This is a genomic window from Rhodocyclus gracilis (assembly GCF_009617575.1).
Lineage (GTDB): Bacteria > Pseudomonadota > Gammaproteobacteria > Burkholderiales > Rhodocyclaceae > Rhodocyclus > Rhodocyclus gracilis.
In genome coordinates, this window is the sequence record NZ_WIXJ01000002.1 from 499,098 (window position 1) to 520,517 (window position 21,420).

Sequence of the window (21,420 nt, forward strand, 5' to 3'; positions counted from 1 at the left end):
AACGGAATGAAAACGTCGCTCGGTTGGCTCAACCCATCGTCCAGCGCCGGCAATCCGAACGCCTCGCGGTACGTGCGTTTACCGGTAGCCGCTCAGTTCTGCGGCGGCAGTTTCGGCGACAGCAAACTGGGCTTCGTACTCGCCGGCTCACCCGCCGGCCAGACCAAGACCAGTACGCCGGCGACAATCAGGGTGGCGCCGATGGCCAGTCGCCACGTAAGTGCCTCACCGAGAAAGACCAGCGCGAGAACGATGGCGAATACCACGCTGAGCTTGTCGATCGGCGCGACGAGCGAGGCTGGCGCCATCTGCAAGGCGCGGTAGTACAAGAGCCAGGACAAGCCCGTCGCCACGCCGGACGCGACGAGAAATGCGAGGGCACGCGGCGTCGTGTCGCGGGGCCAGACCCACTCGCCACGCATGCTGACGATGGCGGCGGTCATCGCCATGACCACAAACGTGCGAACGAGCGTCGCCAGATTGGCGTTTAGCCCCTCGACACCGAGCTTGCCGAAGATCGCAGTCAACCCCGCAAAAAACGCCGAGCCCAAGGCGAACGCCTGCCACGAAGAAAAATAGTTCATGGGAAAGCTCCTGGCCGTTCAGACACTCTCGCCGCAGACATTGGCGACACTCCGCCGCGCATGGAGGGCGCAGCGCCCCTCATTCGGCGAGCGCTCCCCGGCGCGACTTCCTACAGGTACTTCGTAATTTCCTTGAACTCCTGAATCGCCGCATCGGCCGACAGGTCGCCGTCGCTCACCGAGCGCTCCAAGCAGTGATCGATATGGTCATGCACCAACGCTCGCTTGGCGTTGCCGATTGCCTTCTCGACGGCGAGGAGTTGCTGCGCGATCTCAAGACAGGCGCGATCGTCTTCGAGCATGGTGATGATGCTCTTCAGATGACCGTGCGCGCGCTTGAGTCGTTTGAGAACGTCGGGGTGGGTCGCGTTTTTGCTCATGGCGCCGCCATCCTATCCCCCCGGGGAGGATATTGCCAAGCCTCTGCGCGAGTGATAGATTTCGCCGTCATCTTTTTCGGAGTTCCCTCTGTGGACAGTTCCAGTGGACGATCTTGCATCGGCCCCACACTGGCAAGGTAACCGGAGGGTAATGCCCGAACGCTACCCTGCCGCAACGGCGGGTAGCGGTGTCGACACGGCCGGTTCTCGGCCTGTCTTGCTGCTTCCCTTTTGATAGTCGCAGACCGCTCCGGGCGGTTCGCTGGCACGCCTTCGCCCGACGGCGGCAAGCGCACGCCAGTCCGCTGCCGGAGATCTGCACGCGCTCTGCCCACCACGGCAGGCAGCAGGAAGCCATCATGGAATTCATTCAAAACATCAATCTGGTGTCGCTTGCCGACACCACCATCAGCCTGACCACCGCCTTCGTTCTCGGCGGCCTGATCGGCCTTGAGCGGCAATACCGCCAACGCACCGCTGGCCTGCGGACCAACGTACTGGTCGCCGTCGGCGCCGCCATCTTCGTCGACATGGCCAATCGGCTGAGCGGCCACGACGGCGCGGTGCACGTCGTCGCCTACGTCGTCTCAGGAATCGGCTTTCTCGGCGCTGGCGTCATCATGCGCGAAGAGGGCAACGTCCGCGGGCTCAACACCGCCGCCACCCTCTGGGGTTCGGCGGCAATCGGCGCCTGCGCCGGCGCTGACCTGATTCTTGAGGCGGTGCTCGGCAGCCTCTTCATCCTGGCGTCCAATACGCTGCTGCGCCCAGTGGTCAACCGCATCAACCAGCAGCCGCTCGATACGACGGCGGTGGAAATCACCAATACCGTCTACGTCATCGCCTCGCGCGCACACCAGAAAGAAGCCCTGCGCCAACTCGAACTCGCCCTGGAAAAAGCCGGCCACCAAACCAGTGATCTCGTCATGCACGCCTTCGGTGACGACGCCGTGGAAATTGAGGCAGTGCTGACGGCCACCTCGGTCGACGGCAACGAAATCGAAGCACTGGTGCGTACCTTAAGCGCCCTCGACTGCGTCAGTCAGGCGTTCTGGAGTCCGAGTACGACGGAGTAGGCGGGAGATGGGCGAAAGTGGGTTGCTGCCGGCGCGTCCCGCGCATAGTGTGCGCCGTGAGCCAAGGATGACCTTCCACAACTGACCGTTGGCGTCATAGCTGTTGAGGACTTCGTTGCCCAGGGCATCGGTGGCCTTGACGATGCGGTCCAGGGCGTCGTAGTCGTAGCTCGTCGTCAGGTCGATCAGCGCGGCATTGGTCGGGCTGGCGCGGCGCTTCAGGGTTTCGGTCTTTTTGCGGCCCAGGCTGTCGTAGGTGTAGGTCTCGGTCCTGCCGGCGACGTTCAGCGTCTTCATCTTCTCAAGCTTTAGATGGTCCGAAAATCCCCGGGAACGTCACCATGCCGAGCCGCCAGTGTGCGCGGTTTGTTGATGGACAGACGTCGGGACGAGCTGCATGGTCTGACCGTCTTGAACATGGTGCCAGGTGAAGTCGCCGGGTCTCGGGTTTGTCGCTGAGTAGCCCGCGGCTCGATCTGCGAGTGCAAAATCCTTTTCCGTACCCGTCAGGTTGCCGACCTTAACCTCCTTGATGGCCTGCTGAGAGAAGTCCGGGAATCCTTCCTTGAACGCCACGCCAGTCTTTGGATGAACATCCAGGGCTTTGTTGATGACCCGGACACCCCTTTCCAGATACTGCAACAGATTGGTCAGGCCACTCGGGTCGTTGAAGTTGACCGGGTTATTCGATCCGTAGACATAGAAGCTCATGTCCCCGGAGGCAAAGGCGATAGGGTCTTCACTCACGAACCGCCCGATCTGGGGATCGTAATATCTCGCCCGGTAGTAATATAGCCCCGTGCCATCTTCTTCGCGGCCCGTATACTTCAGCCGATTGGGGCTGCTACCGGTGGTGCTTTGCGGTACGCCGAACGCGCTGTACTTCACGCTCTGCGTCGTACCCCCGTTGTGTCCCGACACCGCCGTCACGCTCGTCACGTGGTCGTGATGGAACAGGAAAGGCTGCAACTTGCTGTCGCTGTCGTACATCCAGGCGGCGACCAGCTCATCGACGCCGCTGCCCCGGAAGTACCTGGCCTGCAGCTGGCCGCCAGCGTACTCCGACTCCAGGTGCTCGCCCTCAAGGAAGTAGTCGCGATTACCCAGGCTCCCTCCCCTGCGTCCAATGCGGTAGTCCATCGGGTCGTAGCGGTAGGTTTCGCCTCCGACGGTCTTGACTCTGCCCTTGGCGTCCCAGGTGAGGGTCTTGGCCCCGACGCCGGTCTGGTTGGTCAATCGTCCTTCAAAGTCATTCGTGAAGCTGCTTTCCAGCGTGCCACTCGTACCGCCGATGCGAATCTCCGCCAGCCGGTTGGTGCCTGCCGTGTAGTTGTAGTAACGGGTGTTGGCATTGGCTGTCAGGCTGCCCTTGGTGGTGGTCTTGATATTGCCCACCTTGTCATAGCTGAACAGTTCATCGTTGGCCGCGCCGGGGTAGTCGGCTTGGGTCAGGCGGTACAGCGCATCCATGGCAAAGGTGGTCGTGCCGCTGGCGTCGGTCTGCCCGGTGATGTTGCCCACCCGGTCGCGCGTGTAGGTGGTGCTAGAAACGAGGGCGTTGGTGGCGTCGTATTGATCCAGCCGAGTTAGCCAGCCATTGGCATCAAACTGTTGTGTCATCCGTGCGCCATTGGCGGTGACGCGGCTGAGCAGCCTTCCCGCCGGGTCGTACTGGTAATCGACCTGGGTGTAGTCGGGGTTCTGCAACATCACCAGCCGGTTGGCCGCGTTGTAGACGTAGTTCGTCGTGCTGCCTTGGTAGGTCGTCTTGGTGAGAAGCTTCCGGCTGACACCGGTCCAGCCACGGCGAGGCTGACAAGCACGCAAACGAAGCGGAGGCTTCGCCGTGATGGGTAAAGAAAACAAGGGCGCGAAGGATCAATGATGCGCATGGCGAAATCTCCCTGGTCGCGCCACCGGGAAAGCGACCGCGCTGTCGATGCCCAGCGCCTGCCCATTCGTTACCGCTACCCCAGCGACATAGGACGCACCATAGCAACGGCCTATGACAGCACTTCGCTTTACGCCGATGTCATTCTTAGTCCTCGGAGACCATGACAAAGCCACTTCGTGGTCCGTTCGGAAGGTTGTAAGCGCTCAACACCCCCGTATTTCCCGCCCAGCTATTCGGCCCTAGCGGGGTGAAGCGGCAGCTACTCGTCGATACGGCTGTAGGTCTAGGTTGAACAGGCCCGGCTTTCGTAGACAACCTTGAGGAGCTACTTCGCAACTCAAACCTGCCATTCGATGGATAGCACCCCGATGGCCGCTTCGGCCGACATCCCGCCGTTGGCCTAATGCAAATCCAGCTCCGTTGGGAAATCCGAACTTAGGCATTCGCTGCGCGATCATCGTTCTTTCGCGAATCCAGGTTCAGGTAGCAAACCAGATGCAAATCTGGACTTAGATTCGCTCAGTCCAGTCTCAACATCTAAAAATCCGACGCGAGAGTGGTCCTTACGACGGCGACTTCCCTCTCACTCCCACGCCAGCGCCCCTCCGGTCTGGTACTCCGTAACCCGCGTTTCGAAGAAGTTCTTTTCCTTGCGCAGGTTGGCCTGCTCGTCGAGCCAGGGCAGGACGTTTTCGGCACCGGGGAAAGGCTCGGCGATTCCCAGCTGGCGGGCGCGGCGGTTGGCGATGAAGCGGAACTGCTGCACGTGCAGTTCGGCGTTGTAGCCAAGAATCGGCTCGCGCAGGATGTAGCCGGCGTAGGCGCTTTCGGCGGCTTCGGCTTCGTCCCACAGCAGGCGCAGCGCGGCCGGATCGAGCGTCAGCTTTTCCTCGGCGAGCAGTTCGCGAATGACGCGGATGCCGAAGGCGCAGTGCATCACCTCGTCGCGCATGATGTACTGCAGCTGCTCGGCGGCGCCCTTCATCAGGCCGCGCCGCTGCAGGGCAAAGATCGGCGTGAAGCCGTTGTAGAACCAGCAGCCTTCGAAGATCACCGCGAAGAAGAAGTAGGAGAGCGCGAATTCGTGCAGGTTGGCGCGGTCGGTCAGGTCGAAGTCCGAACGCAGCACTTTCTCCAGGCGGCGGTTGGCGAGCGCGATCTTGCCGTGGATTTCGGGAACGACGCGGTAGCGGTTGTAGATGTCCTGCTGGTCAAGGCCGATGCTCTCGATGCAGTGCTGGTAGGTCCAGGTATGCAGCGCCTCTTCGTAAACCTGCCGCGCCTGATAGATCTGCAGTTCCGGTGCGCTCATCTTTTCCATCACCGCCAGACCGATGTTGCGCATGGCGAGAATGTCGGAAGTGGTCAGGTAAGCGAGCACGTTCTCGAAGACGTGGCGTTCGGACTGGCTCAGCCGGTGATGGTAGTCGTGCACATCCTGCGCCATGCTGATTTCCAGCGGCGTCCAGTGGTTGCGGTTGGCCTTGAGGAAGAACTCCCACGCCCAGGCGTACTTGAACGGCGCCAGCTGGTTGATGTCTCCCTTGCCGTTGACGATGCGTTTGTCGCCGACGCTGACGGCAGCCAGTGCCGGGTTCGCGCCCCCGTTGCCGGCCAGCGTGGCCGCCACCGGGATGGACGCCGCAGCTGGCGGCGTCGGCGCATCGGGCCGTGCTGCCGCTGCTGTCGGCACTGCTGCTGACGATGGCGATGCGCTTGGCGAGGGAGTGGGCGACGGCGATGGCGATGGCAACTCCCAGTCGTCGAATGGCAGCGCGCTCATTGGCAGGCCTCGCAGTCGGGATTGTCGATCGAGCAGAATTTGGGCTCGGGTGGCGGCGCCGCGTCGTCGCGGCCACCACTCTTTTCCGCCTGACTGGCGCCGAGCGTGCGCAGGTAGTAGGTCGTCTTCAGGCCGCGTTTCCACGCCAGCTTGTACAGTTCGTCGAGCTTCCGGCCCGATGGCGTCGCCAGATAGAGGTTGAGCGACTGCGCCTGATCGATCCACTTCTGGCGCCGGGCGGCAGCCTCGATCAGCCAGGCCGGGTCGATTTCAAAGGCCGTTGCGTAACGTGCCTTCAGTTCGGCGGGAATGCGCTCGATCGGCCCGAGGGAGCCGTCGAAGTACTTGAGGTCGGCGACCATCACCTCGTCCCACAGGCCAAGTGCCTTGAGGTCGCCCACCAGCGCCTCGTTGACCACGGTGAATTCGCCGGACAGGTTCGATTTGACGTAGAGGTTCTGGTAAGCCGGCTCGATTCCCGCCGAGACGCCGACGATGTTGGAAATCGTCGCGGTCGGCGCGATGGCGACGCAGTTGGAATTGCGCATGCCGTGGCAGGCGATGTGCTCGCGCAGTGCCGCCCAGTCGAGACGCGCGTCGCGGTTCACCTCAACCGCTTCGCCGCGGCCTTGTTCGAGCAGGCTGATCGAGTCGAGCGGCAGCACGCCCTGCTGCCAAAGGCTGCCGGCAAAGCTCGAATAGCTGCCGCGCTCGCGCGCCAGCTCGCTCGACGCGCGATACGCGTGGTAGCAGACCAGCTCCATGCTGCGGTCGGCGAAGTCAACCGCGTCGGCCGAGGCGTACGGCAGGCCGAGCGCGTACAGGCAGTCGGCGAAACCCATGATGCCGAGGCCGACCGGACGGTGGCGCAGGTTGGCATTGCGTGCTTTCGGCGTGGCGTAGAAGTTGATGTCGATGACGTTGTCGAGCATGCGCATCGCCGTGCGGATGCTGCGCGCGAGCTTCTCCTCGTCAAGCCGGCCGTCGCGCAGGTGCGCCGGCAGGTTGATCGAGCCGAGGTTGCAGACGGCGGTCTCGTCGGCCGAGGTGTTCAGCGTGATCTCGGTGCACAGATTCGAGCTGTGCACCACGCCGGCGTGCTGCTGCGGCGAGCGCAGGTTGCAGGCGTCCTTGAAGGTGATCCACGGATGCCCGGTCTCGAACAGCATGGTCAGCATCTTGCGCCACAGCTGCACGGCGGACACCTTCTTGAACAACCGGATCTCGCCGGCAGCGGCGCGCGCTTCGCAGGCCTCGTAGGCCGCGGTGAAGGCGGCGCCATAGGTCTCGTGCAGGTGTGGGACATCGACCGGTGAAAACAGCGTCCACTCGCCGTTGGCGTGCACGCGCTGCATGAACAGGTCAGGAATCCAGTGCGCGGTGTTCATGTCGTGCGTGCGCCGGCGCTCGTCGCCGGTGTTCTTGCGCAGATCGAGAAAGTCCTCAATGTCGAGGTGCCAGGTTTCGAGGTAGGCACAGACCGCGCCCTTGCGCTTGCCGCCCTGATTGACCGCCACCGCCGTGTCGTTGACCACCTTGAGGAAGGGAATGACGCCCTGGCTCTCGCCGTTGGTACCCTTGATGCGGCTACCCATGGCGCGCACCGGCGTCCAGTCGTTGCCGAGTCCGCCGGCAAACTTCTGCAGCAGCGCGTTTTCCTTGATCGACTGGTAGATGCCTTCGAGGTCGTCGGCCACCGTCGTCAGGTAGCACGAAGACAGCTGCGAGTGCAGCGTGCCGCTGTTGAACAGCGTCGGCGTCGAGCACATGAAGTCGAAGCTCGAAATCAGCTCGTAGAACTCGATCGCACGCGCCTCGCGCTCGACCTCGTTGAGCGCGAGCCCCATCGCCACGCGCATGAAGAACACCTGCGGCAGTTCGATGCGGCGGCCGTCGATGTGCAGGAAATAGCGGTCGTAGAGCGTCTGCAGGCCAAGGTAGCCGAACAGCCCGTCGCGTTCCGGGCGCAGGGCCGCGGACAGCCGGGCAAGGTCAAACTCGGCCAGACGCGGGTCGAGCAGGCCGGCGGCGACACCACGCGCGACGAAGCCCGGCAGCGATTCGCCGTAGTAAGCGGGCAAATCCGCCAGCGCCAGCGGCCGTCCGGCGACCTCGGCGGCAAGCCCGGTCAGCAGGAGACGCGCGCTGGCGTAGTTGTAACCCGGCTCGCGCTCGATCAGCGTGCGCGCCGCCAGCACCAGCGCCGACTGCACATCGGCGAGGGCGACGCCGTCGTAAAGGTTCTTCAGCGCCTGCTCGAGGATGAGATCGGCCGACACCGCCTCGCCGAGGCCCGCGCAAGCAGCTACGCAGCTGGCGCGCAGCGCGTCGAGATCGAGCGGCCGCCGTTCGCCATCGACGACGACATGCAGGCGCGGTGCGGCGACAGCGCTCGCGTCCGCCTGCCGCTCGGCAGTGCGCCGTTCGCGGTAGAGCACGTAGGCACGCGCCACGTCGTGTTCGCCCGAACGCATCAGCGCCAGTTCGACCTGATCCTGGATGTCTTCGATATGCACGCTGCCGCCATCGGGCAGGCGCCGCGTCAGCGACGCGACGACCACCTCGGTCAGGCGCGCGACGATTTCGCGCACGCGCGACGAGGCGGCGCTCTGCCCGCCCTCGACGGCGAGAAACGCCTTGGTCATCGCCAACGAAATTTTGTCGGCAGCAAAAGGCACGACCGCGCCGTTACGGCGGACGACCTGCAAGGCAATGGTGGATAAATCAGTCGGACGGATATCCATGGCGATGATCCTAGAGGGGGCGTGACGGAGTGAAGCGGTGAGGGCGTGCGTACGTGGGCGGCACGCTGTGTCGAATGCGGGGAACGTGTGGGAAGCAAGCGATACGTACGCTTCCCGCGCACGCAGCAGCGCAAACTCGCGGGCCGGTGACGGCTGCCAGCGACAAGGCGGCAGTACAGGCGGTAGCCAGCGCGTGTGGCAGACGCCGCCGCGCACAGATCACGGGCGCGGGAGCCGCCATCGCGCAAAAGGTGTTGCCCGAAGAAGGCGGCGCAACTGGCGATGCAGAGAGCAACGTGGGAGGGCGCAGGCAGGGCTGCGACAGCAGGGACTCCGGCATTTCCGGCATCGGAAAGCTCCGCAATGGGGGCGGCGAGTCCCGGCAACGTCCGAGAGCGGACGCTACGCCGAAAGTGGCGGGCTGACCTTAACGGTACAACGGCCTCTCGTCAGGGACACCCCGCCCCGAAGTTGAAAAAAGACACGTTGCGGCAGGTCTCCTGGCTCTCGGTTCATCGCGTTTGGCCCGCCTTCCCGGATCGCTCCAGTGGCATGTCGGGCACAACGCTCGCCGATGACAGTTGCGGGGGCAGCCCCGGAATCGAGGTCCATGACCTCTCACCGGATTCCCTTTTAATCCCCGAGCGGGGAACCTACAACGGCATGCAGTCTAGTCGGCACGACGCCGGGCCGTCAAGACATAAAACACTACATGTAGTGGTTTTTATGCAACAACACCACTATCCGTAGTGTTTTTTACCGAAAGGCGAAAATCGGCAGCAGCGCCTTGCGGCCCTGGCGCCACGCGCACTCGGGCCACATTCGGGGCGCACGCTGACGCCCACGAAACGCCCCGGCGTCAAACGCCGGCAGGCACGACGCGGACGGCAGCAAAGCCGCCGCCATGCGTTCGGAAGTTGGTCGTCTGCCCCTGATACAAGCGGGCGGCGACCAACTGCACCTCGCCCCGGTAGACGTAGAGGCGCACGTCGAGCTTGAGCGCACGGACCTCGCCCTCGACACGAACGTTGCGCAGCGACGGGGGCGCAACATGCTGCGCCACGTAGCCGCCGGCAGCGATTTCCGCAAAAACGCGCCGCGTCAGCTTGTCGCCGCGATACGCCGCCTTGCCGCCGTAGCCGCCCCAGGGCTTGAAGAAATACTGCCGGCGAGCCGTCCAGAAGCCTTCGGCGGCAGCGGGCGTCACTTCCTCGGTGTGTGGCACCAGCGCCGCCAGACAGGCGCGATCCGCCGCGCTCACGCCAGCCGCCGTCAGCCAGGCATCGTCGGAGAGCAGCGCGAGGTTGCGCTTGTCGGCGTACAGCGCGTGCGCGCGCGGGTGCGGCGTCAGCAGCACGGCGTCGACGAGATAAGCGGCACGCAGCGCCTGCTGCGCCGGTTCTTCCAGCGCGAAGTCGGTCAGGCGGTTGTAGACGAGATCGATACGCTCGCCCCGACAGCGCAGCACGCCGTCGGCAAAGACCAGTTCGCCGGGGTCCGCGACAAGCGCATCGATACCGTGCGCCGCGAAGAGGCGACGAAAACCCTCGAACTCCGCCGCCAGAAACTGCGCCTCGGGGGCGCTATCGACGATGGCGATGCGTGTCAGCGGCCGCTCACCTCGCGCGCGCCGCCATTCCTCGCGGAACATCGCGACAAAGCGCGCCGGCGCATCGCTCGCGCTCGCTTCACCTGCGGGCGCGGCCAGACCGCCAGACGCCGCAACACCGCCGGGTAGGTGCGGGCACTCGCTGCGTGGCAACGTCGCCGCCAGCGCATTGAGCAGCGCCCCGCCGGCATTGGTATTAATCTCGATGAGGCGCGGGCCGTCGTCCGTCAGATGAAAGTCGTAGCCGAAAAAAACGCCCGCCGCCGCCTGCGGGAGCTGGGCGCAAGCCGGCGCCTGAGCGAGGACGCGCTGAACGAAGGCGGGCAAGGCGATGACGCGCTCAATCGCCGCGATTCCCTCTTGCATGCGCGCCAGATCCTCCTCGCCAAGATAAACGCTGGCCGGCGAAAAGAGGTGTGGGTGCAGAGCCAGCATGTCGGCGAGGCCATCGACCGCGCCGCTGTCCGGATCGGGCAAACGCGCGACGAGCGCCTGCGGCACCGCTACCAGGTCGAGGTTGCCGCACAGGCATTCGTGATTGAAACGCGCTGCCAAAGAAACGGTGCCAAGAGCATCGTCAGACGTTGCGCACGACGCGGCGGTCACTGCCGTTGGCGCGGTAAAGAGGGTGTCGATCATGGTGGTGAGGCAGTGAAAAAGGCGACCGCGTCGGCCAGCTCGCGCGTGCGACGCATCGGCGGCAAGCTGCGCCAGACGCGCTTGCCGTAAGGTTTGGTGAGCATGCGGGGGTCGCAAATGACCAGCACGCCACGATCGGTCTCGTCGCGGATGAGGCGGCCGGCGCCCTGCTTGACACTGATCACCGCCCGCGGCAACTGGTATTCCATAAAGGCGTTCTTGCCCTCGCCGCGCATCTTCTCGATACGCGCCGAGAGCACCGGATCGTCGGGCGGCGCGAAGGGCAGCTTGTCGATGACGACCAGCGACAGGGCCTCGCCGCGTACGTCGACGCCTTCCCAGAAGCTCTGGCTGCCGACCAGCACGGCGTTACCGAGGCGACGGAAACGGTCGAGCAGTTCGGTCTTGCCGCCCTCGCCCTGCAAGAGTAACGGACAGTCGAGGCCGGCGCGCTCGAGGCGCTCGGCGAGCAGTTCGTGCGTGCGGCGCATGGCGCGCAGCGAGGTACACAAAAAGAACGCCCGCCCACCAGCTGCCTGCAACACGGGAAAGACGGCGTTGACGATGGCTTCGGTGTACTCGCGGCTGTTCGGGTCTGGCAGATCGCGTGGCGCGTAGAGGAGCGCCTGCTGCGGATAGTCGAACGGGCTTTGCCAGCACGCAGCCTCGGCGTCGGCAAGGCCCAATTCGTCGCAGTAGTGGCTGAAATCGCCCTGCACGGCAAGCGTTGCCGAGGTAAAAATCCACGCGCGCGGGTGACCGCTCATCTGCTTTTGCATGATGCCGGCCACCGCCAGTGGCGTCGCGTTGAGCTGCAAGGCGTGCGTGTAGGTCTCGCCCCAGCGCACCACCTCGGCGTCGGCGCCCGCCTGCCAGCGGCGCAAACGGGCCAGCGTTTCCGTCGCGCGCTGCCAGCAGTTTTCGAGGCCTTCGGCGCGCTGCGCCTGCGTTTCGAGAATCTTCGCCGCCGTCTCAAGGCGACGGATCGCCTCGGCCAGCGCCAGATCGAAGCCAGGACGCTCGACGAGTTGTTGCGCGGCAAAACGCGCCGGGTCCACCGGCAGCGTCAGTCGCAGGTCGCGCGCTGCCTTGTCGAGCGCCACGAGCGCCGGCGGCAGGTCAAGGCAATCGCGCGCCGAGGTCAGCGCCTCATTCCTCGCGTCGCGACACAGATCGACGATCTGCGAGGTCGACACGTTCTCGCCAAAGAACAGACTGGCGGTTTCCGGCAAAAGGTGAGCTTCGTCGAAGACGACGGCGTTGCAGGCGGGCAGGAGTTCGCCCGCGCCCTCATCACGCAACATCACGTCGGCAAAAAAGAGGTGGTGATTGACGACGACAAGGTCGGCCGCCAAGGCATCGCGCCGCGCGGCGAGGACGAAACACTCCTTGTGAAACGGACAGTCCTGTCCCAGGCAGTTATCGCGCGTCGACGTCACCAGCGGCCATACCGTCGCGTTCTCGGGCACATCGTTGCACTCGGCCTTGTCGCCAGTCTGCGTGAATTTGGCGAAACGGGCGACGCGCTGCGCGTAGGCGGCATCCTCGCGACTGGCAAAGCGGCCGTCGGCGAGCGCACGCTCCAGATGGTAGTGGCAAACGTAGTTGGCGCGCCCCTTCAGCAAGGCGATCTGCGCGGGCGAACCGAGCGCATCGCGCACGGTCGGCAAATCGCGCGCGAACAGCTGATCCTGCAAGGTCTTGGTGCCCGTCGAAACGATCACCTTGCCGCCGGAAAGCAGCGCCGGAACGAGATAGGCGAAAGTCTTGCCGGTACCGGTGCCGGCCTCGGCGACGAGCACGCGGTTATCGGCAATGGCCGCCGCGATGCGCGACGCCATTTCAAGCTGCTGGGGACGAGGCCGATAGCCGGCAATGTTGGCGGCGAGGGGGCCGCTGCTGGCAAAGACGTCGGCGAGGGAAAGTGACATGCGCGCTTATCGGAAAATCAGGGCGCATGCTACCAGAAGCGGGCCACGGCAGCGCGCCTGCGCCCGCATCGCGGCGTCAAGGCGCTGCCCGAGACGCAGTCACCAAGGATAGATCAGAGGGAGAAAACGCGCTGATAGGCAGCGACGGCGGCCGGTTGCGCGCCACTGCTCGATTGCGTGAGTTGTGCGGCGGTAGTTTGCTGCTGCGTCGCGGCCGCGCGCGCGTCGGTCGTGCGGGCCTCACTGGCGCGGCTGGCGAGCGTACGCACTTCATCGCGCGCCGTCGTCGCCGAATTGCTGGCCGATGACGACACCGACGCCAACGCGGACGGACTGGATGGGGCCGAAGGCCCGGAAAGATTGGTCGAACTGGCACTCGCCGCGCTGGCAGCCGCATTGGCGGTCGCCGCCGGATTCGACACCGGAACGCTGGGCGAAACTGCCGAAGCGCCGCCCGGAACACCGTTAGGCGCCGTCGTGCTACCCGCAGGCGGAGCACTGACTGCGGCGGTCGCTGCCGCAGTGGTCGCAGCGGCGGCCGCTTTATTCGTTGCCTCGGTGGCTTTGGTCTCGGCCGCCAGAACCTGTGCCGCTGTCTGCGGACGCCCGGCCGCTGCCGGCGCTGCGGTTGCTGCCGCCGTGCCAGCCGCGGTTACCCCCGCAGATCCCGCCGTCGTCGAAGGCGGCGTGGTGCCGACATTCGCTTCGGCTTTCCTCGCGGCGGCTTCGGCGGCCGCGCGCGCCAAGCCTTGCGGCGACAAGGTCACACGCGTGCTCTGAATGGACGACGCTGCGCCTGCATACGAAGAAACCGGGGCGGCCGCACCCGTCTTGCGCGCTGCCGAAACGGTGTTGTCGGTGCCGTTGACAACGCTGGTCGCGCTCACGGCCGTCGTCGAACGCAGACGCGCCTGACGAGCGGATTCGGCCGCCTGGCTGGACTCAGCACTGGCAGCGGAACGTAGATTGGAGGTGACGGTGGAAATATCCATGATGCGCCTCGTCGGATAGAGCCTCAGTATAGACGCGGGCTACGCTAAAGCAAGTAATGACTGTACCAGAGTGTACCCGCCGGCTTGACCGGCCCGGTCTTTGCCACAACAATCGCCTTGTCCCGTTCGCCACCGCTGCGGACGGCGCCGGGACACCATGTCTTCGACAAGGAAACCGTCATGATCGATCATCCCGTCGCCGACTTCTCCCGCCCTGCAACGGGCGGAAAAGAGTATCGGCTTTCAGACAGCCTCGGCCACCCCGTGGTTCTCTACTTTTACCCGAAAGACAACACGCCCGGCTGCACCACCGAAGCCAGCGATTTCCGCGATCTGCACGCCGAATTCTCCACGCTCGGCTGCCAGGTGATCGGCGTCTCGCGCGATAGCGTCAAATCGCACGAAAACTTCAAGACCAAGCTGAATCTGCCCTTCGATCTGCTCAGCGACGCCGACGAATCGCTGTGCAACCAATTCGCCGTCATCAAGCTGAAAACGATGTACGGTAAAGCCTGTCGGGGTGTTGAGCGCAGCACCTTCGTCATCGACGCCAAGGGGGTGTTGCGGCGGGAGTGGCGCGGCGTGAAAACCGCCGGACATGCCCGCGAAGTTCTCGACTACGTGAGAAGTCTCTGATCCTTCCTTGCCGGAGATACTGCATGGCCCGCCAACGCGCCGCAAAGTCCGAAACCTCCGAAACCCGCAAATCCCGCAAGACCCCGCCCGTCAAGCTCTTCGTGCTTGACACCAACGTGCTGATGCACGACCCGACCAGCCTGTTCCGCTTCGAGGAACACGACGTCTTCCTGCCGATCATGACGCTGGAAGAACTCGATAACAACAAGAAGGGCATGTCGGAAATCGCCCGAAACGCCCGCCAGGTGACGCGTACGCTCGACGATGTCGTCAACAGCAGCAGCGAGGGCATCGAAGAGGGCATTCCGCTCAACATTCCCTCGCGCAAGCTCGCCAGTGGGCGGCTTTTCGTGCAGACCGAGGCGATTTCCTCGGATCTTCCCGCCGGTCTGCCAACCGCCAAGGCCGACAACCAGATCCTCGCGGTCGTCATCCATCTGCAACGGCAGCACCCCGGCCGGGCGGTGATCCTCGTCTCCAAAGACATCAACATGCGCATCAAGGCCCGCGCGCTCGGGCTGGAAGCGCAGGACTACTTCAACGACAAGGTACTGGAAGACACCGACCTGCTCTATACGGGCATGCGCGAGTTGCCCGGCGACTTCTGGGACACCCACGGTCCGGATATGGAGTCGTGGAAGAAGGACGGGCACACGCTCTACCGCCTGAAGGGCCCGCTCTGCTCGCATCTGCTGGTCAACGAGTTCGTCTATCAGGAAGGCGAACGCCCCCTCTACGCGCTCGTCCGCGAAGTCGCCGGCAACACGGCGCTAATCGAGACGCTGACCGATTACACGCATCCGAAAAACAACGTCTGGGGCATCACCTCGCGCAACCGCGAGCAGAACTTCGCCCTCAACCTGCTGATGAACCCGAACGTCGACTTTGTCACCCTGCTCGGTCAGGCTGGTACCGGCAAGACCCTGCTGACGCTGGCCGCCGGCCTGACGCAGGTGCTCGAGAGCAAGCTCTACTCGGAAATCATCATGACGCGGGTGACGGTCCCGGTCGGCGAGGACATCGGTTTTCTGCCCGGCACCGAGGAAGAAAAGATGGCGCCGTGGATGGGTGCCCTCGAAGACAACCTCGACGTGCTCAACAAGACCGACGACGAGGCAGGCGACTGGGGGCGCGCGGCGACGCGCGACCTGATCCGCAGCCGGATCAAGATCAAGTCACTCAACTTCATGCGCGGGCGCACCTTCCTCAACAAGTTCCTGATCATCGACGAGGCGCAGAACCTGACGCCGAAGCAGATGAAGACGCTGATCACGCGCGCCGGCCCCGGCACCAAGGTGGTCTGTCTCGGCAACATCGCGCAGATCGACACACCCTACCTCACCGAGGGCAGTTCTGGCCTCACCTACGTCGTCGATCGCTTCAAGGGTTGGGAGCATTCGGGGCACATTACCCTGCAACGCGGCGAGCGCTCCCGCCTCGCCGACCGCGCGGCCGAAGTGCTATGATCCGTGCCGACCGGCACTGCCGGTCGGCACTGCCGGCCGGCTCATTTTTGCCGGACCCCAACCTCGATCCGGCAGCACCGCCCTCCCCCGCAGAATATCGATCGGTGGCGGGAGTCCCTATCGCGGCGTCACTGACAGCGGCCCGCCACGGCGGCCGCGACACACGCTGGAGCCCTGATGAAACGACGCAAATTCCTCGCCGCCTCGGCGCTATTTTCACTGCTGGCCTCGACGCCAGCCTGGGCAGCCAACAAGGCTGCCGCAAAAAAACCCCTCCCTGCCCGCACCGCCGCCGCCAAGACTGGCGGACGCAACGCCTACAAGCCGGTCGGTCGCGGCGTCGCCGCCAGACCGGGCGCCGTTGCCCGACCCGCCGCGCCGCCCATCGAGACGCCAGCACGCGCCGCGCTCACCCTGCCGGAAGAACCACCGGCGCTGTGGCGGACGTATGAAGTCAGCTCGAGCATCACGCTCAGCAAAGTGCGTGGCCGCAGCCGTGTCTGGCTGCCGCTGGCGCAGTACAAGGATTCGACCTGGCAGCGCTCGCTCGGCCATCGCTGGGAAGGCAACTTCGAAACCGCCGGTATCTACCGCGACCCGACCGCCGAGATGGAAGTCTTCGTCGCCGAATGGAAAGAAGGCGTCGCTGCCCCGCAGTTGCGACTGGTGAGCCAGGTCGCGACACAGGACCGGCACTTCGACGTCACGCATCGCAACTTCGTCGCCGAGCGTACCGACGTGCTGCGCCGCTGTCTGCAGCCCTTCGCTGGCGGCGCGGAAGACTCGCTGCGGCGCATTGCCGAGCGCATTCTCGGTCGCATCAAAGACCCCGTCGCGCAGGGCAAAGCCATCTATGACTGGGTCGTCGACAACACCGCGCGCGACCCGCTGACGCCGGGCAGTGGCCGTGGCGATATCGCCGCCATGCTCGAAAGTGGCCATCTCGCCGGCAAGAGCGCCGACATCGCCCTGCTCTTCGTTGCCCTCTGTCGCACGGTCGGCCTGCCGGCACGCCCGGTCTTTGGCCTGCGCGTCGACGGCTCGCGCCTGTTTACGAGCCTTGGCGCCAGTGGCGAACTGGCGCAGGCGCAGCATTGCCGCGCCGAGTTTTACGCGCCGGGCTATGGCTGGATTCCGGTCGACCCGTCGGATGTGCGCACGGCGATCCTCGAAGAGCACCTCGGGCCAGCCGACGCCAAGCTGACCGTTTTGCGCAAGCTGCTGTTCGGCTTCTGGGAAATGAACTGGATCGGCTTTAACGCGGCACAGGATGTCAGCCTGCGCGACGCCTTCGGCGGCACGCCGCTGCCGCAAAGCGCTGGAGGCAACCTGCCGTTCCTCGTCTATCCGCAGGCCGAATCTGCCGACGGCCGCTTCTCCAGCCTCGACCGCGACCGCCTCGCCTACAGCGTCACGGCGCGGCGAGTGAACGGCTAGACCGCCAGCAACGCGCACCGCGAGCGTTGCCCAACGCCCGCAGCGCGCGGCGGCGCCCGCGCGCCGCCACTGCGTTAATAGCTACCCGGTTGGGCGCAGTTCTCGAAACGCGTGTATTCGCCAAGGAAGGTGAGCTGCACGGTACCGATCGGGCCGTTCCGCTGCTTGGCGATAATGATTTCGGCAAGTCCCTTATCCTGCGTATCGGGGTTGTAAACCTCGTCCCGATAGATGAACATGATGACGTCGGCGTCCTGCTCGATAGCGCCGGATTCGCGCAAGTCGGACATCACCGGGCGTTTGTTCGGTCGTTGTTCGAGCGAGCGGTTAAGCTGCGACAGCGCAATCACCGGCACGCTCAGTTCCTTCGCCAAGCCCTTCAGCGAGCGCGAGATTTCGGAGATTTCCGTTGCCCGGTTTTCACCGGCGGTGGTCGACGACATCAGTTGCAGGTAATCGACGACGATCAGGCCGAGCCGACCGCACTGGCGGTGCAGCCGGCGCGCCCGTGCACGCAAGTCGATGGGGTTCAGCGCCGGCGTTTCGTCGATGTACAGCGGCGCTTCGTGCATCTTGCCGATGGCAAACGACAGGCGCGACCATTCGTCGTCGTTCAGCTTGCCGGTACGCACGCGGTGCGAGTCCAGCCGGCCAACCGAGGCGAGCATCCGCATCGCCAACTGCGCGCCGCCCATTTCCATGGAGAAGACGGCCACCGGCAAACCGACCTCGATGGCGACGTGTTCGGCCATGTTCAGCGAGAAGGCCGTTTTGCCCATGGAGGGGCGCCCGGCGACGATCAAGAGGTCGCCAGGTTGCAGCCCCGAAGTCTTGTTGTCGAGGTCGTGGTAGCCCGTCGGCACACCGGTGATGTCCGACGGATTGTCACGGTCGTGCAGTTCCTGGATGCGCTCGACCACCTGGGTGAGCAACGGATTGATATGCTGGAAACCGCTCTGGTGGCGAAAACCACTTTCCGCAATAGCGAAGACCTTGGCCTCCGCCTCGTCGAGCAGGGTCTTCGGGTCGCGCCCCAGCGGATTGAGGGCGCTGCCCGCAATTTCGTCGCCGGCCGTCACCAGCAGACGCAGAATCGCCCGCTCGCGCACGATCTCGGCGTAGCGGCGAATGTTCGACGCGGACGGCGTATTCGCCGCCAGTTCGCCCAGGTAAGCGAGGCCGCCAGTCTGTTCGCCCTGCCCGGCACGATCCAGCGCTTCGGCAACGGTCACCGCATCGACCGGCTTGCCGCGCTCAAACAGCGAGCTGATCTGGCGCCAGATACGGCGATGCTCGTCGCGGTAGAAATCGCCTTCCGACAGCAGGTCGGCGATGCGGTCCCAGGCGCTGTTGTCCAGCAACAGACCGCCAAGCACCGACTGCTCGGCCTCCAGCGAATGCGGCGGCACCCGCAGATGGGCGATGCTCGGATCGACCGCCGCCTCTTTCGATGCAGAATTAAAGGGTTTGAACGACTTGGCCATGGCTATCCGGAGGGCGAAACGCGCGCGCGCAACAAGCCGCGCAAGGCCGGCAGTTTACCCTGCCCAGCGGGCGCGGGGATCGTGCCGCGCGCGAAAGCGTACAAACAAAAAAGCCTTGCCCGAAGGCAAGGCTTTTTGACGCGGGCCGCGACAGCGCGGCGCCTCGATTTTAGTGCTCGCCGAGAACGGCGACGGTGATCGTCGTCGTCACGTCGGTGTGCAACGACACTTCGAGCTCGGTTTCGCTGACCGTCTTGATCGGGCCGTTCGGCATGCGCACCGAAGCCTTTTCAACGTCGAAGCCCAGCGCCTTGAGGGCGTCGGCCACGTCGTGGTTGGTCACGGAGCCGAACAGGCGGCCATCGACACCCGATTTGCGGGTGATGCTGACGACCGTGCCTTGCAGCTTTTCAGCGACGGCTTGCGAGGCGGCCAGCTTTTCAGCGGCCGCGGCTTCGAGTTCGGCGCGGCGAGCTTCAAACTCGGCGAGAGCCTTCGGCGTTGCGCGGCGAGCCTTGCCGGCGGGAATCAGGAAGTTACGGGCATAGCCGTCCTTGACCTTGACCAGATCGCCGAGTGCGCCGAGGTTGACGACTTTTTCCAGCAGAATGATTTGCATCGTCTTCTCCCGTCTTACTGGTGGTTATCGGTGTAAGGCAGCAGCGCCAGGAAGCGCGCGCGCTTGATGGCGACCGACAGCTGACGCTGATAGCCGGCCTTGGTACCGGTCAGGCGAGCCGGCATGATCTTGGCGTTCTCGGCGATGTATTCCTTGAACTGATCGACATCCTTGTAGTCGATTTCCTCGACCTTTTCTGCGGTGAAACGGCAGAACTTGCGACGCTTGAACAGACCGCTGCCGCGCTTCTTGCCGCCCTTTTCATCCTTCTTCTTGAAGAACCTGGCCATTTTGATTTCCTTCTACAAATTCGATTGTGTGTATGTGCAATCTCAGTTGCCTGCTGTTCGCGCTACGCGCGGCGAGGAATCCTTCGATCCTGACCGTCGCGCCCGGTGGCGCCGCGTTTAACCAGCGCGCTACCGGTCCGAGTCCAATCGCCTGCACATCGCATTCAACGCGACGCTCGGCTCCCGCTTCTACCTGAACCGACTGATGCCGGACCAGACACTCCGCCACCGGCACGCCGGCCGGAGTAAAGCGCAGGGCTTTGCGTTCTACGAGAACGCCAGCGAGTGTGACTCGATTCACTCCGCGATTTCAGCGAGGCTCCAACGCTCAGGCAGCCGGCTGCTCGGTTTCAGCCGCAGCTTCTGCCTTGGCTTCAGCCTTCGGCTCGAGCAGCGAGCGCGCCTTTTCTTCCTTCATCATCGGCGACGGGGTCGTAACGGCCTTCTTCGTCTTGATGGTCAGGTGGCGCAGCACGGCGTCGTTGAACTTGAACGCGTGTTCGAGTTCAGCCAGCGTTTCGCCGTCACATTCGATGTTCATCAGCACGTAGTGAGCCTTGTGCAGCTTCTGGATCGGGTAAGCCAGTTGGCGGCGACCCCAGTCTTCCAGGCGATGAATGACACCGTTGCGCGTAGCGACGAGCGCACGATAGCGCTCGACCATCGCGGGCACCTGCTCGCTTTGGTCCGGATGGACGATAAATACGATTTCGTAATGACGCATGAACACTCCTTGTGGCAAAAACCCCCCGCCATGCGAACGGTGGGGTAAGGTGGAAAAGCCGGCGATTGTAGCGGCTAAGCATCCGTGCAATCAAGACATTTCAAGAAAAACCGGCATTTACTCGGCCTTCGCCCCCTATAACTGATACTCCTCGCCGCCGCCCGCCATCGCCATGTCGACGGCGCGACGCGGCAAATGCGGCGCGAAGAGCTCAATGAAGTCGTAGTCGTAGCGGCGCAGGCGCACGCCACGGCGCAAGCCAATGCGCGTGGTATTGGCACCGAAGAGGTGCTCGGCATCGACGGCGACGAGCCCGCTGTCGCGCACCGGGTCGTACGCCATGCGGGCGATGATGCCAAGCCCGAGGCCGAGTTCGACATAGGTCTTGATCACATCGGCATCGATCGCCGAGAGCACGATATTGGGCGTCAGCTGCGCCCGCTCGAAGGCGCTGTTGATCCGCGAGCGGCCCGAAAACGCCGGGTCGTAGGTGATGAGGGGCCAGCGCGCCAGTTCGGCGAGCGTCAATCCGCCATTCGCCACGGCCGGATGTCCCACCGGCGCGATCACACAATGTACCCACTGATAGCACGGCAACATCACGAGCTGTGGATAGAGCTCAAGCGCCTCGGTCGCGATGGCAATATCGGCCTCGCCCTTTTGCGTCCATTCGGCGATCTGCGTCGGATTGCCTTGATGCATCGACAAGCGCACGCTGGGATGGCGGTCAACAAAGCGTTTGACGACTTCCGGCAAGGCGTAGCGTGCCTGCGTGTGCGTCGTCGCAATGACGAGGCTGCCGTTGCCGCCGCCAGCATATTCCTCGCCGACGCGCTTGATGTTCTCAGCCTCGCGCAACAGACGCTCGGCGATGGCAATCACCTCGCGTCCGGGTTCGGTCACGGACGCCAGACGCTTGCCCGCACGCTCGAAAATGACGACGCCCAGTTCGTCCTCAAGCAGCTTGATCTGCTTGGAGACGCCAGGCTGCGAGGTATACAGGGCTTCGGCAGCCTCAGAGACATGCAGCCCACGCCGGGCAACTTCGACGAGATAACGTAATTGCTGGAGTTTCATCGGCCAACACCCCGCACAAAGAGGCGCAATCAATAACGGAAAGTTATAACAATTT

General features: G+C 64.1%; 20 protein-coding genes and 1 riboswitch. Of the genes, 6 read left to right on the plus strand and 14 right to left on the minus strand.

All coding sequences use genetic code 11. The features are described 5' to 3' along the window. Nucleotides 1-92: 92 nt before the first annotated feature. Both GHK24_RS05365 and GHK24_RS05370 read right to left on the minus strand, forming a co-directional pair. A complete protein-coding gene (locus GHK24_RS05365) occupies nucleotides 93-584 on the minus strand; it encodes an EamA family transporter (protein WP_153470072.1) in 492 nt (163 codons plus the stop codon). A gap of 110 nt (nucleotides 585-694) precedes the next feature. Next, complete coding sequence (locus GHK24_RS05370; RefSeq protein ID WP_153470075.1) at nucleotides 695-964, minus strand: metal-sensing transcriptional repressor; 270 nt, start codon at nucleotides 962-964, stop codon at nucleotides 695-697. 359 nt (nucleotides 965-1,323) lie between these two features. Between GHK24_RS05370 and GHK24_RS05375 the strand changes: the two genes are divergently transcribed. Further along, entirely contained in the window at nucleotides 1,324-2,040 is a 717-nt protein-coding gene (locus tag GHK24_RS05375) for an MgtC/SapB family protein (RefSeq protein ID WP_153470078.1), read from the plus strand. On the opposite strand, the gene GHK24_RS05380 is transcribed toward GHK24_RS05375, so the two are convergent. The 6 genes from GHK24_RS05380 to yoaA all read right to left on the minus strand — a co-directional run bounded on the left by GHK24_RS05380 (nucleotide 1,984) and on the right by yoaA (nucleotide 12,640). Then, nucleotides 1,984-2,337: a hypothetical protein gene (locus GHK24_RS05380; RefSeq protein WP_153470081.1), complete on the minus strand. Its 354-nt coding sequence runs from the start codon at nucleotides 2,335-2,337 to the stop codon at nucleotides 1,984-1,986. The two genes, GHK24_RS05375 and GHK24_RS05380, sit on opposite strands and share 57 nt — an antisense overlap. Nucleotides 2,338-2,376: 39 nt before the next feature. Continuing rightward, complete coding sequence (locus GHK24_RS05385; protein WP_153470084.1) at nucleotides 2,377-3,906, minus strand: RHS repeat-associated core domain-containing protein; 1,530 nt, start codon at nucleotides 3,904-3,906, stop codon at nucleotides 2,377-2,379. Between the two features lie 611 nt (nucleotides 3,907-4,517). Next, the gene (locus tag GHK24_RS05390; protein ID WP_153470087.1) at nucleotides 4,518-5,717 is read right to left on the minus strand and encodes a ribonucleotide-diphosphate reductase subunit beta; all 1,200 of its coding nucleotides are present in this window, start codon (nucleotides 5,715-5,717) and stop codon (nucleotides 4,518-4,520) included. Further along, on the minus strand, nucleotides 5,714-8,461 hold the full coding sequence (locus GHK24_RS05395) for a ribonucleoside-diphosphate reductase subunit alpha (RefSeq protein ID WP_153470090.1): 2,748 nt from the start codon (nucleotides 8,459-8,461) through the stop codon (nucleotides 5,714-5,716). Before GHK24_RS05395 ends, GHK24_RS05390 begins: the two co-directional genes overlap by 4 nt. 473 nt (nucleotides 8,462-8,934) lie before the next feature. Beyond that, nucleotides 8,935-9,133: riboswitch (cobalamin riboswitch) on the minus strand. 187 nt (nucleotides 9,134-9,320) lie between these two features. Then, complete coding sequence (locus tag GHK24_RS05400) at nucleotides 9,321-10,709, minus strand: hypothetical protein (RefSeq protein ID WP_228384545.1); 1,389 nt, start codon at nucleotides 10,707-10,709, stop codon at nucleotides 9,321-9,323. Continuing rightward, a complete protein-coding gene (yoaA, locus tag GHK24_RS05405) occupies nucleotides 10,706-12,640 on the minus strand; it encodes a DNA repair helicase YoaA (protein ID WP_153470093.1) in 1,935 nt (644 codons plus the stop codon). Before yoaA ends, GHK24_RS05400 begins: the two co-directional genes overlap by 4 nt. A gap of 231 nt (nucleotides 12,641-12,871) precedes the next feature. On the opposite strand from yoaA, the gene GHK24_RS05410 reads away from it, so the two are divergent. The 5 genes from GHK24_RS05410 to GHK24_RS05425 all read left to right on the plus strand — a co-directional run bounded on the left by GHK24_RS05410 (nucleotide 12,872) and on the right by GHK24_RS05425 (nucleotide 17,171). Continuing rightward, entirely contained in the window at nucleotides 12,872-13,420 is a 549-nt protein-coding gene (locus tag GHK24_RS05410) for a hypothetical protein (protein WP_153470096.1), read from the plus strand. Then, nucleotides 13,421-13,555, plus strand: coding sequence for a hypothetical protein (locus GHK24_RS13785; RefSeq protein ID WP_277986405.1), 135 nt, complete (start codon nucleotides 13,421-13,423; stop codon nucleotides 13,553-13,555). It abuts the gene before it with no gap. A 257-nt stretch (nucleotides 13,556-13,812) separates the two neighbouring features. Further along, on the plus strand, nucleotides 13,813-14,268 hold the full coding sequence (locus tag GHK24_RS05415) for a peroxiredoxin (RefSeq protein ID WP_153470099.1): 456 nt from the start codon (nucleotides 13,813-13,815) through the stop codon (nucleotides 14,266-14,268). Between the two features lie 23 nt (nucleotides 14,269-14,291). Next, nucleotides 14,292-15,734, plus strand: a complete 1,443-nt coding sequence (locus GHK24_RS05420; RefSeq protein WP_153470102.1) for a PhoH family protein — start codon at nucleotides 14,292-14,294, stop codon at nucleotides 15,732-15,734. A gap of 177 nt (nucleotides 15,735-15,911) precedes the next feature. After that, nucleotides 15,912-17,171 carry a transglutaminase-like domain-containing protein gene (locus GHK24_RS05425; RefSeq protein WP_153470105.1) on the plus strand — a complete coding sequence of 420 codons (1,260 nt, stop codon included), beginning with the start codon at nucleotides 15,912-15,914 and terminating at the stop codon, nucleotides 17,169-17,171. Between the two features lie 74 nt (nucleotides 17,172-17,245). Here the strand turns inward: GHK24_RS05425 and dnaB are convergent, their stop codons facing one another. The 6 genes from dnaB to cysB form a co-directional block, all read right to left on the minus strand. Continuing rightward, nucleotides 17,246-18,655 carry a replicative DNA helicase gene (dnaB, locus tag GHK24_RS05430; protein WP_153470108.1) on the minus strand — a complete coding sequence of 470 codons (1,410 nt, stop codon included), beginning with the start codon at nucleotides 18,653-18,655 and terminating at the stop codon, nucleotides 17,246-17,248. 169 nt (nucleotides 18,656-18,824) lie between these two features. Next, on the minus strand, nucleotides 18,825-19,274 hold the full coding sequence (gene rplI, locus GHK24_RS05435; RefSeq protein ID WP_153470111.1) for a 50S ribosomal protein L9: 450 nt from the start codon (nucleotides 19,272-19,274) through the stop codon (nucleotides 18,825-18,827). Between the two features lie 14 nt (nucleotides 19,275-19,288). Beyond that, nucleotides 19,289-19,564 (minus strand): 30S ribosomal protein S18, encoded by a 276-nt coding sequence (gene rpsR, locus GHK24_RS05440; RefSeq protein ID WP_153470114.1) that lies wholly within the window; start codon nucleotides 19,562-19,564, stop codon nucleotides 19,289-19,291. After that, the gene (priB, locus tag GHK24_RS05445; RefSeq protein ID WP_167682448.1) at nucleotides 19,536-19,865 is read right to left on the minus strand and encodes a primosomal replication protein N; all 330 of its coding nucleotides are present in this window, start codon (nucleotides 19,863-19,865) and stop codon (nucleotides 19,536-19,538) included. Before priB ends, rpsR begins: the two co-directional genes overlap by 29 nt. A gap of 27 nt (nucleotides 19,866-19,892) precedes the next feature. Continuing rightward, nucleotides 19,893-20,288 carry a 30S ribosomal protein S6 gene (gene rpsF, locus GHK24_RS05450; protein WP_153470117.1) on the minus strand — a complete coding sequence of 132 codons (396 nt, stop codon included), beginning with the start codon at nucleotides 20,286-20,288 and terminating at the stop codon, nucleotides 19,893-19,895. Between the two features lie 135 nt (nucleotides 20,289-20,423). Continuing rightward, nucleotides 20,424-21,365: an HTH-type transcriptional regulator CysB gene (gene cysB / locus GHK24_RS05455; protein WP_153470120.1), complete on the minus strand. Its 942-nt coding sequence runs from the start codon at nucleotides 21,363-21,365 to the stop codon at nucleotides 20,424-20,426. Nucleotides 21,366-21,420 lie beyond the last annotated feature (55 nt).